The following is a 15,435-nucleotide window of genomic DNA, read 5'->3' as shown; positions in this document are numbered from 1 at the left end:
CTATAAGCATATTGTATGCAAAATTACACTTGTATATTTTTCTCAAAAATCCTAAACCTTTTATTCACTTCTCCACCAAATTTGGTCATTTTAGCTTGCGTTTTGACATTACTTTCTAACACCAGATGACCTTTCACTGTTATTATTCCAGCTTTATGAATTTCATTAAAAATCTCTAAGCTTAGCCAAAAATCCAAACCTATATTTCTATATTCTTTTTTAATTCCTCCTAGCATCAGAATCAAATCCTTGGTTTTTCGTTGACTTTGAAAAATCTTCCAAAAACCTAAAGGAAACAATCGTCCATTGCACTCTTGAATACCCTTTGCGATATCTGGCATGCCAATTACGAATGCTATCAATTCTTTTTTTTCGTTTAAAATCCCTTTCATATACTTGGGAACCAATAAAAATAAAAACCTTTTGACCAATAGATTAATATCCTTTTTTGACATCGGATTATGGGCATAAATTTCACTAAAAAGTTCATTTATTAAATTCATGGCCGGTTTGAGATATTTCCAAACGCCATACCTGGTTTTTATATTTAATATCTTTAGATTCTTATGTTGCTCTCGATATAAACAATATTTTTGAAAATACTCATCAGGATATTCCTCTGGAACAGGAATTTTGTAAGATAAAAGGTCGGTCTTTTTTTTAAACCCATATTTTTCAAGAAAACCGACCATGAAAGGCCAATTGTTATTAGTTAAAATTAGGGGAGGATTATCAAAACCTTCGATTTCTAAACCTTGTGGCTCTTTGTCAGAAAATCCTAATGGACCCACTATGCTGGTACAACCTTTTTGACGACCCCAATTTTCAACAAATTTTAATAGCTCATATACAACCTCATAATCTTCAAAAGTTTCCAAATAATTAAATCTTACATCTCTAAGATTGTGTTTTAGATTGTATTCAGTTGGCACAATTCCCATAATTCTACCAACAGGCTTATTGTTTTTTAAAGCCAAAACCAAAACTGTATCTGATTTAGAAAACTGGTTATTTTTATTTTTATCAAAAAAGACCTCATCATCTGATAGTATGGGAGGTAGCCATCCGGAATGGTTCTTATGAATTTCAAAAGGCAAATTCACAAATTGCTTAAAATGTTTTTTTGAAGACAATTCCAAAATTTCCATAAGGATTCTAATTTTAAGAAAAATTAGAAAGTAATCCCAAAATAAACAATGAGATTAAACACAGAAAAAGTCATTATTTTATGATTAAAAATGGAATTTGAATAAAAAAGAATTTAAAATAACACCAAGAGCAATGCATAAAAAACCAAGCTCAATTACACCCACCAGTTTTAGCCTCAAACACTACCCCAGTATCTGCTTTAAAACCTTTATTTAATTCAATCGCTTTAGCTTCATAAATTACGTTTGCTGCATTCGAAATCACATTCCTAGCATCTATAAGGCCAGAAGTTGCAGAGGCTTGCTTATTAACAACACCTCCATTAATATTGTCGGCAGTGCTAACTAAAGCTATACTTGAAGGACATGGCCCGCTCAGATTAATGATGTAATCCTCTGACTCTCCATAAGTGATTGTCCCGCAAGGGGTATTTTCCCAATTATAATAATAAACATTAACTCTTAATCTTGTTTTGGAAATTGGAGTAGCGGAAATTGGAATAGCGAAGGTGCTATTAATAGGATTATTGGTGGAGGTAGTAGTGTTGAACAATCTTTCTGAAGTTTCAAAAATCCCATTTTTGTTTAAATCAATCCATATAGATGCATGTATGTTGTTTCCTCCTATCCATAAAGGATTTAAGGTAAAATTATAAGTGGTTCCAAAATTTAAAGTCCTAATTGGATCAAACTTCAAAGTTATCCCACCAACTCCTAAACAATTTGAGTTTGGATTCCAATTAGTTCCATTCACAATAAAGTCATCAATCCCTAAATAAAAATTGCTACAAGTAGTAGAAATTACAGGGGTACAATAGCTAATTGGCGGATTAGAATTTGTTTGAAAAATGGAGCTTGCATAAGGGCTACATGTAGATTTTACCTCCCAATCGTAATTGGCATTGGCAGATAGGCCAGTAATTTCTATAAATGTATTATTTGTGGTACTTGCTGTTATCCATGTATTTGACGAAGAAAACTTATAGCGTACTGTAAAAATGCCTCCTATATGATTCCAAGCCAAAAATGCGTTAGAACTAGATGTTTCAATAACAGTTAAATTTGTAGGTGCTAAAGCACTACCAAAGCACTCTTGGGTTCTTTGCCTTATTAGATTTCCTGGTAAAATCCCAAATCCATTAACAAAATTTATTCCATATCCCGTGGTATGACAATAACTCATAATTGTGCCTCCATTGGTGGGTGCAGGGCCCGGACTGCACGGACCACTTTCAACTGCAACACAATTATCTATAGGTCCACCCGGCCATGAACAGCTCTGCGTGTGGGGGGAGCCAAAATTATGTCCAATTTCGTGTGAAACCACCATAACATTCCACGAATAAGTTGGCACATTGTATACGCTTCCGTTAATACTTCCACTTACCCCTTTGCCTTTATTACATAAAACATCCAAACCAGCACGACCGCCCCCAACTGACCTAGCAGACAAAAGATGAGCAATATCTCCATTAAAAGTATTGCCTACTTGTGTTCCAAAAGCGTTTAACATCGTACTTGTATTAGTAGTACTTGCATACGGATCAGTAGTGTTCCAAATTTTCAGTTCGGATATCTGAATTGCCAAATTCTCATTTGAATATAATACCGCCACTTGAGCAAATAATGCATTTACAAAATTAGTAGTAGTCGTCATGTTGTATCCTCTTGATTTAAATAAAGCACTATCAGCCTCAACATATACCTCCACCGCTCTACAAGCAACATTTGTATTGATTGTTTGATTGCTTATTTGACTATTTAAATCATGCACCATCAATTCGGTATTCAAACTACATTCAAAATCGGAACCCTGCACCAAGTCTCGATCATTATAAAAAATATAATCGCTAGTATTCTTCAATTTACCCAAAACGAAATTTCCTTTATCCGTTGAAACAATTCCACTCAATTCACCGTCTTGAATAATAATAGAAACGACAGACCTAGCGTCTCCTTTTACGATTCCTTGGTAAAATAAACCTTTAACAAAAGCGATTTCATCATTCCTAGCATCAACAACCTTATAAGTAGGTGAAAAAATATCAATTGGTATTAGCTCTAAATTTATCTTCGATTTGTTTGTAAATGGTATAGAAATCTGCAAAAAAGCAGGCTTATCTTGATTAATCAAATCAATGGTTGATGAATTTAAATTTAACAAAGTGACACTAGCCGTATTTTTGAATTCAGACATATCCAATACTTGGCTATTGGAATTGATGCTAAAGACATCATTGTAAGTTTTTATGGAATTAAGAGTTCTACTTTCGTTGACTTTTTGATAAACGCCTTGTTGAGAATAACCCAAAATACTGCTCAAGAATAATATTATTATATAAATTTTAAATTTCATGGTTAGAGGTTTAAGCTAGATATAAATTTTTCAAAACTATATTTAACTATTAAAAAAATAAAACTTTTTTCAAATTTTAATTTTCTATCCTTAGAAATATTTTTAAAAGGGGTGAAAATAAATTAATTACAATTTCCAAAATCCTTCAAAGTCCAAAATCTCAATTAAAAACAATGAAAAATGTCTTTATCATCGAATAATTAGCCTAATTCGTCCAATAAGCGTTTCTGTAATAGAATAATTCCGTAATTTGCCCTAAAAATTAGTACATCATAACCAAGATTGACCTTCAATTATGAAAAACCGTTTTCTAACCAAAATTTTGGTAGCAGTTTTATTGCTATCTATCAGTTCGTCATTATTTGCACAGAAAAAATGGGGTGGTATGACCCTCTACACTGTAAGAAATGAAATGGGCAAAGACCCAAAAGCTACTTTAAAAGCAGTAGCAGATTTAGGATACAAATACATAGAGGCAGTAGACTACAAAGATGGCAAATTTTATGGTATGACACCTGCGGAGTTTAAATCTTATGCAAAAAGCCTTGGCTTAAAACCTATCAGTATACACATGGGAGCTATGACTACTTCAAATGCGGATAAATTGATAGCTGACGTAAAAGCGGCGGGATTTAAATATTTTGTGGCTCCGGTACCTCCAATGGGTATGTTTAAGTTTGACCCAAAAACAAGGTCTCTGGCAATGACTGACGATGTAGAACACTTAACAGCAGTTTTAGATACTATTTCCCGCAAAGCTGATGCCGCTGGCCTAAAATTTTTGTACCATAATCATGCTTTTGAGTTTGAAAAAAATAGCAAAGGCATAGTACCAATGGAATATATGTTGGAGCACTTGGACCCTAAATATGTAAACTTCCAAATGGACCTTTATTGGGTAACAAAAGCAGGAAAAGACCCAGTAGAATTGTTCCAAAAATACCCAGGTCGCTTTAAAATCTGGCATGTGAAAGACATGGACAAGGAAGGTAGATTTGCTCCTGTGGGCAAAGGAACGATAGATTTCGGTAAGATTCTGGCAAATAAAAAACTATCAGGTATGAAATACTATATCGTTGAGCAAGACCAAGTTTTTGACGGCATGGAACCTATGGAGGCTATCCGATTAAGCAAAGAAGGTTTGATTAAGTTTGGATTTAAATAAGAAATCCAATTTTATAATTTTGATAAACAGAGTTCAGCAATGAGCTCTGTTTTTTTGTTTAAGTCAATGTGACATTTGTCATTCTTTCTTAAATAATGAAAGCTTAGTTTTAAGCAATAAAATAAAAAGAAGATGACAAATGCGATGGTTCCTATGGTAAACTACACCAATGGTATTTTTATGTTGGCAGTTTTTGGTTTGGTATGTATTGGTTTAGTGGTTGCTGTTTTGATTTTTATGTTTGGAGGGAAGAAGAAAGTGGAGTAGTCTTGTTTTTATTAAAACCACATAGTTAACTTAGATTCTGTTTGAGCTTATTTTTGCATCTTTACAGAGGCTTTTTTTTATTTATCTATGTGGTGTTTCCTATTGTGTCCTATGTGTTGTGGGAGATATGGTGAGCACATTTGGAAAAATTAATAACCACATAGCACATATAGATTTTGATTGAACTTATTTTCACATATTTAACATAGGTTTTTCCCTATGTATAATTTTGGGACTTCCTATTGATTATTATGCGGTTAACTGGCTTTTGTTTACTTTTTTAATAAAAATTTTATGGATTCCAAATTTCTAGATTTAGATATTCTCCACCATTGCATATCAGTTAAGAACCGATATTTACTAATTCAAAAGAAATTTACATAATATTAGTAAATTCTTCATAAACCATATTATCCACAAATTATTTTGAAATTGGATTTGTTTAAAATAAAAACTAAATTTGGTTTAAATTTATAAGATAATGACCTTACAATTTATTAAAGATAGCAAAGGAAACAATACTGGGGTTTTTATTCCAATTGAAGAATGGAATGCTCTCAGTAAAGAAAATGAGGTCTTAAAAAATATATCTTTTACAGAAAATGATGACATTTCAAATTCTTTTGAACTAAGCGAAAAACAAATTTCACTTTTAGATGAAGCTAGTTTGGCTCCAAAAGAAAGATTTTTAACGCTTACACAACTTAAAGAAAAACTAGAAATTAAATATGGATTATCACTTTGAAATAGAAATATTCGAAGAAGCCCTAAATGATATTGACGAAGCCTACTACTATTATTCATATGAAAAACTTAGCCCTTCTGTTGCAGAATAGTTTGTAAAAGACGTTTATTTAAAAATTGAATCATTTAAAACCTTCCCTTTTTACCAAGTAAAAATCAAAAATTAAATTTCTTTTCCAATGAAAAATTTTCCGTATATAATTTTTCTAGAAGTTAACGAGGAAAAGAATTTAGTAAAGATATTGAGAATATTCAATACTTATCAAAATCCAAAAAAACACCCTAACTAACTTTCAAAAAAAACACCCCCAACTCAAAGAGCTGAGGGTGTAAACTATAACCCACTATTATCCCTATAAAAAAATATTCTACACTAATAAAAGCTAAATTCGTACCCAACAGACTCACAACTCATAACTCACAACTCGGAACTAAAAAGAGTTACGCAATACTAATTTCAGGCAAATTCTCAAATTTATAATGGCCTTCGGTGTCAACGTCGAGCACTATGATGGCTTCTTTGTTGATAGTGCCCGCTAGTATCATTTTTGAGAGTTCGTTCATGATGTTTCTTTGGATTACTCTTTTGAGTGGTCTTGCTCCAAAAACTGGATCATAACCCTCCTCACCGAGTTTGTCGAGAGCAGCTTCAGTGGCTTCTATCAATATGCCTTGCTCTTGTAGCCTAGCTTTGATGACATTAAACTGAATGGCCACTATCTTTCTTATCTCATTTCTGCCTAATGGATCAAAAAGTACTATCTCGTCTATACGGTTCAAAAACTCGGGTCTAACACTTGCTTTGAGCAATTCCATCACTTGGTCTTTGGCCTCTTCTTTGAAGTATTTCTCCCAAGCATCAGGTGCACCTTTTAATGCCTCCATATATTTCTCCTGTATAAAATGCGAGCCAATATTGGAGGTCATAATGATGATGGTATTCTTAAAATTGGCCACCCTGCCTTTGTTGTCGGTCAATCGACCATCGTCCAACACCTGCAACAATACATTCCACACATCAGGATGGGCTTTTTCTATCTCATCGAGCAATATCACACTGTACGGTTTGCGTCTCACGGCCTCTGTTAATTGTCCACCTTCGTCATAACCCACATATCCTGGAGGAGCTCCTACCAATCTGCTCACGGTGTGTTTCTCTTGGTACTCACTCATGTCTATTCTTACCATGGCATTGTCGTCGTTGAAGAGGTAATTGGCCAGCGTTTTCGCCAACTCAGTTTTACCTACCCCAGTGCTTCCCAAAAATAAGAAACTACCAATCGGTTTTTTAGGGTCTTGCATTCCAGCTCGCGAGCGTCTTACGGCATCAGAAACCAATTCTATGGCCTCTTTTTGGCCAGCCACACGTTTTTCGAGTTCATCCTCAAGGTGCAGCAACTTCTCACGGTCGCTTTGCAGCATTTTAAATACCGGTATCCCAGTCCATTTGGCTACTACCATCGCAATGTCTTCAGCAGTAACCTCCTCGTTTATGAGGTTGTCTTTGTCTTCTTCTCTGGTAGAAAGTTCCACCAAACGATTCTCGGCTTCAGGCAATTCACCATATCTAATCTGTGCCACTTTGCCATAGTCGCCTGAGCGTTCAGCAAGGTCAGCATCAAATTTTAGCTGTTCTATTTTTTCTTTGAGCGTTCTTACCTCATTTACTTTACCTTTTTCGGTGTCCCATTTCGCTTTGAGATCATTAAAAGTTTCGTTGAGGTCAGCTATTTCTTTACTCAGATTATTCTCTTTTTCTTTGTCGTTTTCACGCCTAATGGCCTCACGCTCAATTTCTAGCTGCATAATACGCCTACGAAGCTCGTCCATATTCTCTGGCATAGAGTCCATTTCCAAACGCAATTTAGACGCCGCTTCGTCCATCAAATCAATGGCTTTGTCTGGCAAATAACGATCTGAAATATATCTACTCGAAAGCTCCACCGCAGCTATTACGGCATCGTCTTGAATCCTAACCCCATGATGCACTTCATATTTCTCTTTGATTCCTCTCAAAATCGAGATTGCGTCGGCTTCATCGGGTTCGTCAACTACAACTGACTGAAAACGTCTTTCGAGAGCTTTGTCTTTCTCTATGTATTTTTGGTATTCTTTGAGCGTAGTGGCACCTATGGCATGCAATTCACCACGAGCCAAAGCTGGCTTAAGCAAATTAGCGGCATCCATGGCACTCTCTCCCCCACTTCCAGCACCTATTAATGTATGTATCTCATCTATGAAAAGGATGATTTCCCCTTCAGAGTCAGTAACTTCTTTGATTACGGCTTTCAGACGCTCCTCAAACTCGCCTTTGTATTTGGCACCTGCCACAAGCAAGCCCATATCTAGTGAAATCACTATTTTAGATTTCAAGTTTTCAGGCACGTCACCTTGCACAATACGCTGTGCGAGACCTTCAACTATGGCAGTTTTACCAACGCCAGGTTCACCAATCAACATCGGGTTGTTTTTGGTACGCCTCGACAAAATCTGTAAAACCCGTCTAATCTCCTCATCTCGACCTATCACTGGGTCAATTTTGCCTTGCTCTGCCAAATCATTCAGATTTTTGCTGTATCGAGAAAGGGCTTGGTACTTGTTTTCTGCGTTTTGATCTTTCACTGGATTATTTTTTCCTCTAAGTTCTATAATAGCTTTTTTTATGTCCGCTTCTTTTATTCCTTCTGCCTTTAGTAAATTCGCCGCTTGGTCGTTTCCACCCAAAATCCCCAAAAACAAAAGTTCTACACTTACAAACTCATCGCCGAATTCTTTCAAATAGCTCTGAGCCTTGGTCATGGCTTTGTTGAGGTCATTTCCCAAAAACGGCTGATTTCCACCCGAAACTTTTGGATATGCCTCCACTATAGGATCAAGTTTTTTTAGAAAACCTTCTGGACTAATTCCATATTTTTTCAACAAAAACGAAGACGTATTGGGTTCTTCTTCCAAAATAGCCTTTAGCAAATGCCCAGACTCAATGGATTGTTGCGAGTATCCTTGGGCTATTTGTGCGGCCTGCTGGATGAGCTCTTGTGCTTTGATTGTATATTGATCGAAATTCATGCTTTTAAGGTTTTAGCTTAGAGCGGTTTGCTTTTAGCTTTTCATAAATTGTTACATATACTACACATCAATTTTGGTGCGAGAGTGTTTTTTCGGAAAATTTGGCTTGAAAATAGTTTTTTCTTGAAATTTTAGATGCCATTTTGACCGATACAATAGATTTCTAATGCCAAAAAGTGCACAGACATTAGAATTAAAAGCAGATGTAATATTAAGAATTTGAAGATTTAAAAGAAATTTAGAGAATTAGATTTCTCTAAATTTCATAAATTACTTGATGTTCAAAAACAGAAATTAAGTAACAATCAATAAATTAAAAGATTTTGGATAAATCTAAAAACTTCAAACCATACAATATTAAAATAAAAAAAAGTTTTAATTCACCCAACCAACAGGTCTAATTTTGGTACGATTATAACTTTCTTCACATGCATAACAATTGCCGGTTTTAGTCCAACCAACGCTGTATTCGTCTTTTAAGATGGGTTTAGGTGAAACTCTATTTCTATCGATATAAACCTGATGCTCATACACATCTGTTACATAAAAATATCCCAATACCTCTTCGGCTTCATCATTGACGTTTTTCATGTTGCCTTTGATAGACTTTGGCGTAGCATCAAATAAACCTCCTGAGTTTTTGGATTGTTGCTTTATGGCATACCAAAACTTATAGGCGTCTTCGGTCAAAGAATATTGATTGATTACCAAATAATAAGGCGTAATATTATCAAAAGGAATTGTTGTTACGTATTTCCGAGAAATTTTATTTCCATTTATCAACTGGTCATTGGCAAGCTCATAGGCATCATCTGCTCTTACTTTCTCATAACAAACCTCGCAGCAGTTGTCAACAAAAGCCTGAGTCACAGAGCCTCCAGAGCCATAAATATACCATTCTCTACAATAGTTGATTTGTTTCACATTATAAGAATCCCATTTGTAAAAATTCTTTTGATTTGGATCATCTTGGGTATCAATATATATCTGATATTCACCTTTTATGTCAGTTGGAGGCGGCAATTCTCTGAATTCTGAATATACTTGGTCAATTTTGGAAACAGGCACAGCATGCTCTATGGTTGACTGGTATTTCCTTCCGTCCAAAACCTCCACATTAAGCTGGTATGTCCTACCAAGTTCCGCCTTGAATTTTTCAACAGAGCGGTAGTTATAACCAGAGACTGTTTTTATTTGATTGTTATTTTCAATTTCATCAAAAAACTCATAAACTTTACCTTGGTCATCTATAATGTTTACTTTGGCCCTACTTACAAGGTTTTTAAAATTGGTTTCATCTGAATTGTATGCAGCGTCATAAGTCAAATACACATATTGAAAGTCCAATTTTGTGGTAATTTGGGCTTCAATAACTAAACGTTTTACGTCACTCGTAAGACCTGGGTCAAATATATCAACGCAAGCCAATAGCGTTGCTAAAAACACGAATGATAGATTTCTTAATATATTTTTCATCAAAATTTAAAGTTATAAGCTACAGATGGAATAATTGAACCCAACACCGAAAGCTTATAAATATTAACTTTCGAATAAAATTGATTGTAGGGGTTTTTAGCTCTAAAAAACACCGAATAGGCATTTTTACGACCCATCACGTTGTATAATGAAACATTCCATGATCCTCTGTAACCCGAAGTTCGGTAAGGATGAGACTCAACATTCATAGCCAAATCAAGCCTTAGGTAATTCGGTATCTGCGACTGATTTCTGCTATTATAATAGGGTAAAACAGCACCACTGTAATAGAATTTTGAGGCAGGGTATGTAATAGCTCTACCCGAGCTAAAGTTAAGATTACTAGAGAAAGAGACCTTCTTACTAACCTGATAAGAACCAATGGCGTTGAAGCTATGCGGTCTATTAAATATTGGCGGAAAATATTCTCCATTATTTATAGTTTCTTCCTCAGTAGGTCCTTTTACTTTTATACGTGTTTGAGAGTAGGTATAACTTAACCAGCCTGTTAATACTCCAAGGTTTTTCTTTACATAAAACTCCGCTCCATACGCATAGCCGTTGCCTTGAAGTATAGCGGTTTCGGGAAAAGGATTAAGCAACAATGTTTCACCATCTTTATAATCAACAACATTGTAGAGTTTTTTATAAAATAACTCCAAAGAACTTTCTAGAGACTTTTCTTTGAAATTCTTAAAATACCCCATCGAAAACTGATCTGACATTTGAGGTTTAATATAAGTATCGCTAAGCTTCCATCTGTCGGTTGGTAATGCCGCAGTAGTACCAGAAAGCAACTGAATAAACTGACGCATACGATTGGCACTCAGTTTGAAACTTGAAGAAGTATTGAAATTATAATTCAATGAAAATCTAGGTTCAAAGCTACCATAGCTGGCAACTACTTCACCTTTGTTGTAATTTACAGAATCGACTAAATTGATAATATTCCTAGGTTTACTATCTTCATAAGTATAGACTGTAGCTGCTCCGAGAGCCTGATAAGAAACGTACCGAACCCCAACGCCAAGATTAAACTTTTTCGATATCTCTATTTTGTCATTAATAAAAATGGCACTTTCTATCCCGCTTTCTTTGTTCAGAGCCAATCTATTTTTGTTTGAAGTCTCTAAAGTTGGCTCCATCAATCCCGGCTGAATATCATATCTATTTACTTGAAACCCAAACTCAAGCTCGTGTTTTTCGTTAGGATTATAAACGGCTATTCCTTTAATACTTTTATAATTGATATTATAGTTAAGATTAAATGCGGTACTTGAGTCTGAATTTATAATGTCGGCATTGTATTTTGAATACACACCTATAAGTTTTGCAGAAAACTTCGAACCAAAATAATGCGACCAAGAACCAGTAGCATTAGTGGTTTGCCAATCATATAAGGCATCCCCATTTTCGTCTATTGCAGACACAGAATCTTTGGCTAATCTAAACTGATCTCTGCCTTGAAATGCAGAAAGTGAAATTCTATCCTTATTGCTTAGTTTATATTCCAGTTTCCCTGTCAGATCATAAAAATTCGCTTTACTTCCTGCCAATTTCTTGATTTTTACCACTTTCAACATTTGGTCTATATAAGAGACTCTACCAGCAACATATATACTCAACTTGTCTTTGACAATAGGTGTCTCTATCAACAATCTACTACTAATAGTGCCCACACCTCCACTAACAGAAAACTTTGTGGCGTTGGCATCCTTAAGATTAACATTTAAAACAGAAGATATCCTTCCGCCATATTGAGCAGGAATTCCGCCTCTGTAAAAATTAAAATCTCTAAAAGCATCAGGATTAAAGACCGAGAAAAAACCCATTAGGTGGCTAGAATTAAATATGGGTGCCTCGTCCAATAATATCAAATTTTGGTCAATATTCCCCCCTCTTACATTAAAACCAGAAGCCCCCTCTCCCACGCTAGTTACGCCTGGCAATGTATAGAGACTTTTAATAATGTCTATTTCGCCCAAAAGCGAGGGGAGTTTCTTTAACGTCCTAATATTTAGATTGGTTACACCAGTACCCAAGCGTTTTACATTTTGCTCCGAGCTATTGGCACTAATTCTTACTTCTTCAAGCTCATTTACTTTCTCGTCAAGGACAAAATCCAAAACCATATCAGCTTTAATATTTACCTTTTGATATTTCTTAAAATAAGTCTGATGAGATATTTCCATTAAATAGCTACCCATGGGCACCAACATTTGGTATTTCCCTGAAGAGTCAGTAAGTGTCCCTATACCGTTTTCAGTCAAAATTAGACTCACATTAGCAATGGGCTGATTGGTGTTTTTTTGAACAATCGTTCCTCTAATAGTGGCTTTTTTTTGGGCAATGGAAACGAAAGGCATCAAACCAATCACAACCAAACAAAGAATCCATTTCATTTAATTTCCAATATTTTAATCGTTGATAAAGTTATTTTTTGATTTTAAAGCCTCTCGTAATTTATTCATAAATTCCTTTTTTGGAATCTCAATAGCCCCGAATCGTTTTACGTTGTCATTTATAAATTGTGTGTCTAACAATTTGAACTTTTTCTTTTTCAAATGCTCCATTAAATAATGAAAAGCAACTTTGGAAGCATTAGGAACTGTATTGAACATCGACTCTCCAAAAAATACGGAACCTAGTGAAACACCATATAACCCTCCTACTAATGCATTTTCCTGATATACTTCCACCGAATGAGCAAAACCTATCTTATGCAAATTAACATAGGATTCAATAATTTCCTCCGAAATCCAAGTTTCGTCGCCTTCAAATCTTGGAAAAGCACAATGTCTTATTACTTTCTCAAAATTTTCATTAAATCTCAACTCAAAAACTTTTTGATTTATTAATGGCTTTAGTGATTTTGAAGGTTTATAAGTCTCGATAGGAATAATTGCTCGAGGGTCTGGTGAATACCAATAAACCTCATCAGAAGTACTTTCGGCCATCGGAAAAATGCCATTGCTGTATCCGTACAATAAGTCTTCAACTGATATCAAAGACATACTTTAGTCGATTAACCAAATAGAATCTTTTTCGTGGCCTTGGTCAGTCCACTCTACCAATACGCGTTGCGAGTCCAAAGTGTTGACTTTTTTTCCTGCGAAATTTGCCTGAATAGGTAAATCACGATTATATTTTCTATCTATTAGGCACAACAGTTCTACTTTTTCGGGTCTTCCAAATGCCTGCATGGCGTCTATTGCAGCCCGCACCATTCTTCCAGTAGCTAAAACATCATCCACAAGTATTACATTTTTATCTTCAATGATGAAGTTAATCTCTGTAGAATTGGGCTTTAAAATATTACCATTGCGTTTGAAGTCGTCACGATAAAATGTAGCGTCCAAATAACCTAGAGGAATATCGACACCAAAGTCTTCTTTTAGGAAATGTTTAATTCTGTCCGCTAAAAATATTCCACGAGGTTGAAGTCCAATCAATACCGTGTTTTCCATGGGATCATGGTTTTCGATTATTTCCTGACAAAGACGTTTAATTGTAATATCCAACAGAGGCTGATCAAGAATGAGCCGTTTTTTTTGCATTCCAAAAATTAATTATCAACAAAAATATTAGTTATTTTGTAAAAAACACATATTTCAAAAATAATATAATGAAGTACTTGATAGTGGGATTGGGAAATATTGGACCTGAGTATGCATTTACAAGACACAATGCCGGCTTTATGGTTTTGGATAGATTGGCAGCTAAAGAAGGTTTAAATTTCAAATTGGATAGATTGGCAAGTGTGACAGAATATAAATATAAAGGAAGAGCCATAACATTGATAAAACCCACCACTTATATGAATCTTAGTGGAAAAGCACTGCAATATTGGATGAACCAATTGAAAGTGCCTATAGAAAATGTGATGATATTAGTAGATGACCTTGCTTTGCCATTAGGAAAACTCAGAATAAAACCCAAAGGCTCGAGTGCGGGCCATAACGGTTTAAAAAACATAGAGCTCGTGCTGGGAAATGACATCTACCCGAGACTAAAGATAGGAATTGGCTCTGATTTTTCGAAAGGCAGACAAATTGACTATGTATTGGGAAAGTTCTCAGAAGACGAAATGATAGAATTATTACCCAAATTAGATAAGGCAATAGAGATGATTTTAAGCTTTTGTACAGCAGGAATAGGCACCACCATGAATTTTTTAAACGAATGATTGTACTTTTCTAAGAATTTTCAATTTTACTAAAAATAAATATTTTATTGATGTTAATTTAATTTAAACAAAATAAAATTTTATTATATCTGCTATATATGCCTATTTTAACTCCATAATTCTGTAAAATTCCTATTTTTCAAAATATTATTTCGTATCATAACCCAAACAAAATTTGGTTAATAATTTTAAACCAATCAATTTTGCAGAGTAATTCACGAAAGAAAAATAGACAAAAAGATGAAAAAGCAATTTAGAGCAATTATTTTAGTATTAGCATTAGGAACATTTTCAGCAAACGCACAAGCTGGTATCAACACCAAAGTTTCGGGTGACAAATTGACAGCATCAAGTGCAAACGAGTTCTCAACATTTGTAAACACAAAAGCGAGAAAAGTATCAAGAAAGAACGACGTAGATTTGAAAAAATATTTAGAGGTTGTTAATTTATACCACAATTCTCCAGTAGCGTTTTTTAATCTTGATGAAGCCAACAAGGCAGAATTCAACAACGCTTCGGCATTATTAAGTGAAAAACTTAACGGAATGCGTAAAAAAGAAGCAAAAAACTGGGCAAAAAGCATTCAATTGAATAAATCAGTGTTCCAGTTTATTTGGTCTAACAGAAATACACCAACAAATGTTATTGAAATCACCCCTGCTCAAGCATTGGTAGATGCAGTAACAAGTTTGTAAAAAATATTTTCATAGTTTAATAGGTTAGGGTTGAATAGATATACTTAGGCAGGCTTCTTTGGAGCCTGCCTTAAGTTTTTTTTAGAGGTATACTTACAAAAAATATTTCCATAGATTGATAGATAGGCGGGGGCGACCTTTCGCTTGAATAGAATATACTTAGCCGAGATATCGGACCACAGGCTTCTTTGAAGCCTGCCTTAAGTTTTTTTATAGGGTAAAATACCTCATATCAGTAAATCTCCCCTCCTACTTTTAGTCCACTAGGCACTTTTTCAGGAATAGATTTATCATAAGATTCATCGTTTAGCGTACCTAGAAATTCAACAAT

The 15,435-nt window shown here is 34.8% G+C and carries 12 protein-coding genes; 5 read left to right on the top strand and 7 right to left on the bottom strand.

Annotated elements, in window-relative coordinates; translation table 11 throughout:
* Positions 1-23: 23 nt before the first annotated feature.
* Positions 24-1,148 (bottom strand): hypothetical protein, encoded by a 1,125-nt coding sequence (locus tag EGI22_RS22950; RefSeq protein WP_255070964.1) that lies wholly within the window; start codon positions 1,146-1,148, stop codon positions 24-26.
* Between the two features lie 151 nt (positions 1,149-1,299).
* Positions 1,300-3,504 (bottom strand): M12 family metallo-peptidase, encoded by a 2,205-nt coding sequence (locus tag EGI22_RS22945; RefSeq protein ID WP_255070962.1) that lies wholly within the window; start codon positions 3,502-3,504, stop codon positions 1,300-1,302.
* A gap of 295 nt (positions 3,505-3,799) precedes the next feature.
* Here EGI22_RS22945 and EGI22_RS22940 point away from each other — a divergent pair, with 295 nt between their 5' ends.
* The 3 genes from EGI22_RS22940 to EGI22_RS22930 all read left to right on the top strand — a co-directional run bounded on the left by EGI22_RS22940 (position 3,800) and on the right by EGI22_RS22930 (position 5,681).
* The gene (locus EGI22_RS22940; protein ID WP_255070960.1) at positions 3,800-4,669 is read left to right on the top strand and encodes a sugar phosphate isomerase/epimerase; all 870 of its coding nucleotides are present in this window, start codon (positions 3,800-3,802) and stop codon (positions 4,667-4,669) included.
* 132 nt (positions 4,670-4,801) lie between these two features.
* Entirely contained in the window at positions 4,802-4,936 is a 135-nt protein-coding gene (locus tag EGI22_RS22935; RefSeq protein ID WP_255070959.1) for a hypothetical protein, read from the top strand.
* A gap of 481 nt (positions 4,937-5,417) precedes the next feature.
* A complete protein-coding gene (locus tag EGI22_RS22930) occupies positions 5,418-5,681 on the top strand; it encodes a hypothetical protein (protein ID WP_255070958.1) in 264 nt (87 codons plus the stop codon).
* A gap of 440 nt (positions 5,682-6,121) precedes the next feature.
* Here the strand turns inward: EGI22_RS22930 and clpB are convergent, their stop codons facing one another.
* The 5 genes from clpB to pyrR form a co-directional block, all read right to left on the bottom strand.
* Positions 6,122-8,746, bottom strand: a complete 2,625-nt coding sequence (gene clpB, locus EGI22_RS22925) for an ATP-dependent chaperone ClpB (RefSeq protein WP_255070957.1) — start codon at positions 8,744-8,746, stop codon at positions 6,122-6,124.
* Positions 8,747-9,121: 375 nt separating this feature from the next.
* On the bottom strand, positions 9,122-10,222 hold the full coding sequence (locus EGI22_RS22920) for a DUF4249 domain-containing protein (protein WP_255070956.1): 1,101 nt from the start codon (positions 10,220-10,222) through the stop codon (positions 9,122-9,124).
* Positions 10,222-12,624: a TonB-dependent receptor gene (locus tag EGI22_RS22915; RefSeq protein WP_255070955.1), complete on the bottom strand. Its 2,403-nt coding sequence runs from the start codon at positions 12,622-12,624 to the stop codon at positions 10,222-10,224. Before EGI22_RS22915 ends, EGI22_RS22920 begins: the two co-directional genes overlap by 1 nt.
* A gap of 15 nt (positions 12,625-12,639) precedes the next feature.
* Positions 12,640-13,236 carry a leucyl/phenylalanyl-tRNA--protein transferase gene (gene aat / locus EGI22_RS22910; RefSeq protein ID WP_255070954.1) on the bottom strand — a complete coding sequence of 199 codons (597 nt, stop codon included), beginning with the start codon at positions 13,234-13,236 and terminating at the stop codon, positions 12,640-12,642.
* A 3-nt stretch (positions 13,237-13,239) separates the two neighbouring features.
* A complete protein-coding gene (gene pyrR, locus EGI22_RS22905; RefSeq protein WP_255070953.1) occupies positions 13,240-13,779 on the bottom strand; it encodes a bifunctional pyr operon transcriptional regulator/uracil phosphoribosyltransferase PyrR in 540 nt (179 codons plus the stop codon).
* Between the two features lie 68 nt (positions 13,780-13,847).
* Here pyrR and pth point away from each other — a divergent pair, with 68 nt between their 5' ends.
* Positions 13,848-14,408, top strand: coding sequence for an aminoacyl-tRNA hydrolase (gene pth, locus EGI22_RS22900; protein ID WP_255070952.1), 561 nt, complete (start codon positions 13,848-13,850; stop codon positions 14,406-14,408).
* Between the two features lie 240 nt (positions 14,409-14,648).
* Positions 14,649-15,104 (top strand): hypothetical protein, encoded by a 456-nt coding sequence (locus EGI22_RS22895; RefSeq protein WP_255070950.1) that lies wholly within the window; start codon positions 14,649-14,651, stop codon positions 15,102-15,104.
* The last annotated feature ends 331 nt before the right edge of the window (positions 15,105-15,435 follow it).

This window comes from Lacihabitans sp. LS3-19, from assembly GCF_024343575.1.
GTDB lineage: Bacteria > Bacteroidota > Bacteroidia > Cytophagales > Spirosomataceae > Leadbetterella.
The sequence above is the reverse complement of the archived record's forward strand: the minus strand, read 5'-3'. Positions and strand labels throughout refer to the sequence as shown.

Bases quoted from the DNA above. Each gene is read 5' to 3' on its own strand.
- EGI22_RS22950 (WP_255070964.1), bottom strand. From the start codon at position 1,148: ATGGAAATTTTGGAATTGTCTTCAAAAAAACATTTTAAGCAATTTGTG.
- EGI22_RS22945 (WP_255070962.1), bottom strand. From the start codon at position 3,504: ATGAAATTTAAAATTTATATAATAATATTATTCTTGAGCAGTATTTTG.
- EGI22_RS22940 (WP_255070960.1), top strand. From the start codon at position 3,800: ATGAAAAACCGTTTTCTAACCAAAATTTTGGTAGCAGTTTTATTGCTA.
- EGI22_RS22935 (WP_255070959.1), top strand. From the start codon at position 4,802: ATGACAAATGCGATGGTTCCTATGGTAAACTACACCAATGGTATTTTT.
- EGI22_RS22930 (WP_255070958.1), top strand. From the start codon at position 5,418: ATGACCTTACAATTTATTAAAGATAGCAAAGGAAACAATACTGGGGTT.
- clpB (WP_255070957.1), bottom strand. From the start codon at position 8,746: ATGAATTTCGATCAATATACAATCAAAGCACAAGAGCTCATCCAGCAG.
- EGI22_RS22920 (WP_255070956.1), bottom strand. From the start codon at position 10,222: ATGAAAAATATATTAAGAAATCTATCATTCGTGTTTTTAGCAACGCTA.
- EGI22_RS22915 (WP_255070955.1), bottom strand. From the start codon at position 12,624: ATGAAATGGATTCTTTGTTTGGTTGTGATTGGTTTGATGCCTTTCGTT.
- aat (WP_255070954.1), bottom strand. From the start codon at position 13,236: ATGTCTTTGATATCAGTTGAAGACTTATTGTACGGATACAGCAATGGC.
- pyrR (WP_255070953.1), bottom strand. From the start codon at position 13,779: ATGCAAAAAAAACGGCTCATTCTTGATCAGCCTCTGTTGGATATTACA.
- pth (WP_255070952.1), top strand. From the start codon at position 13,848: ATGAAGTACTTGATAGTGGGATTGGGAAATATTGGACCTGAGTATGCA.
- EGI22_RS22895 (WP_255070950.1), top strand. From the start codon at position 14,649: ATGAAAAAGCAATTTAGAGCAATTATTTTAGTATTAGCATTAGGAACA.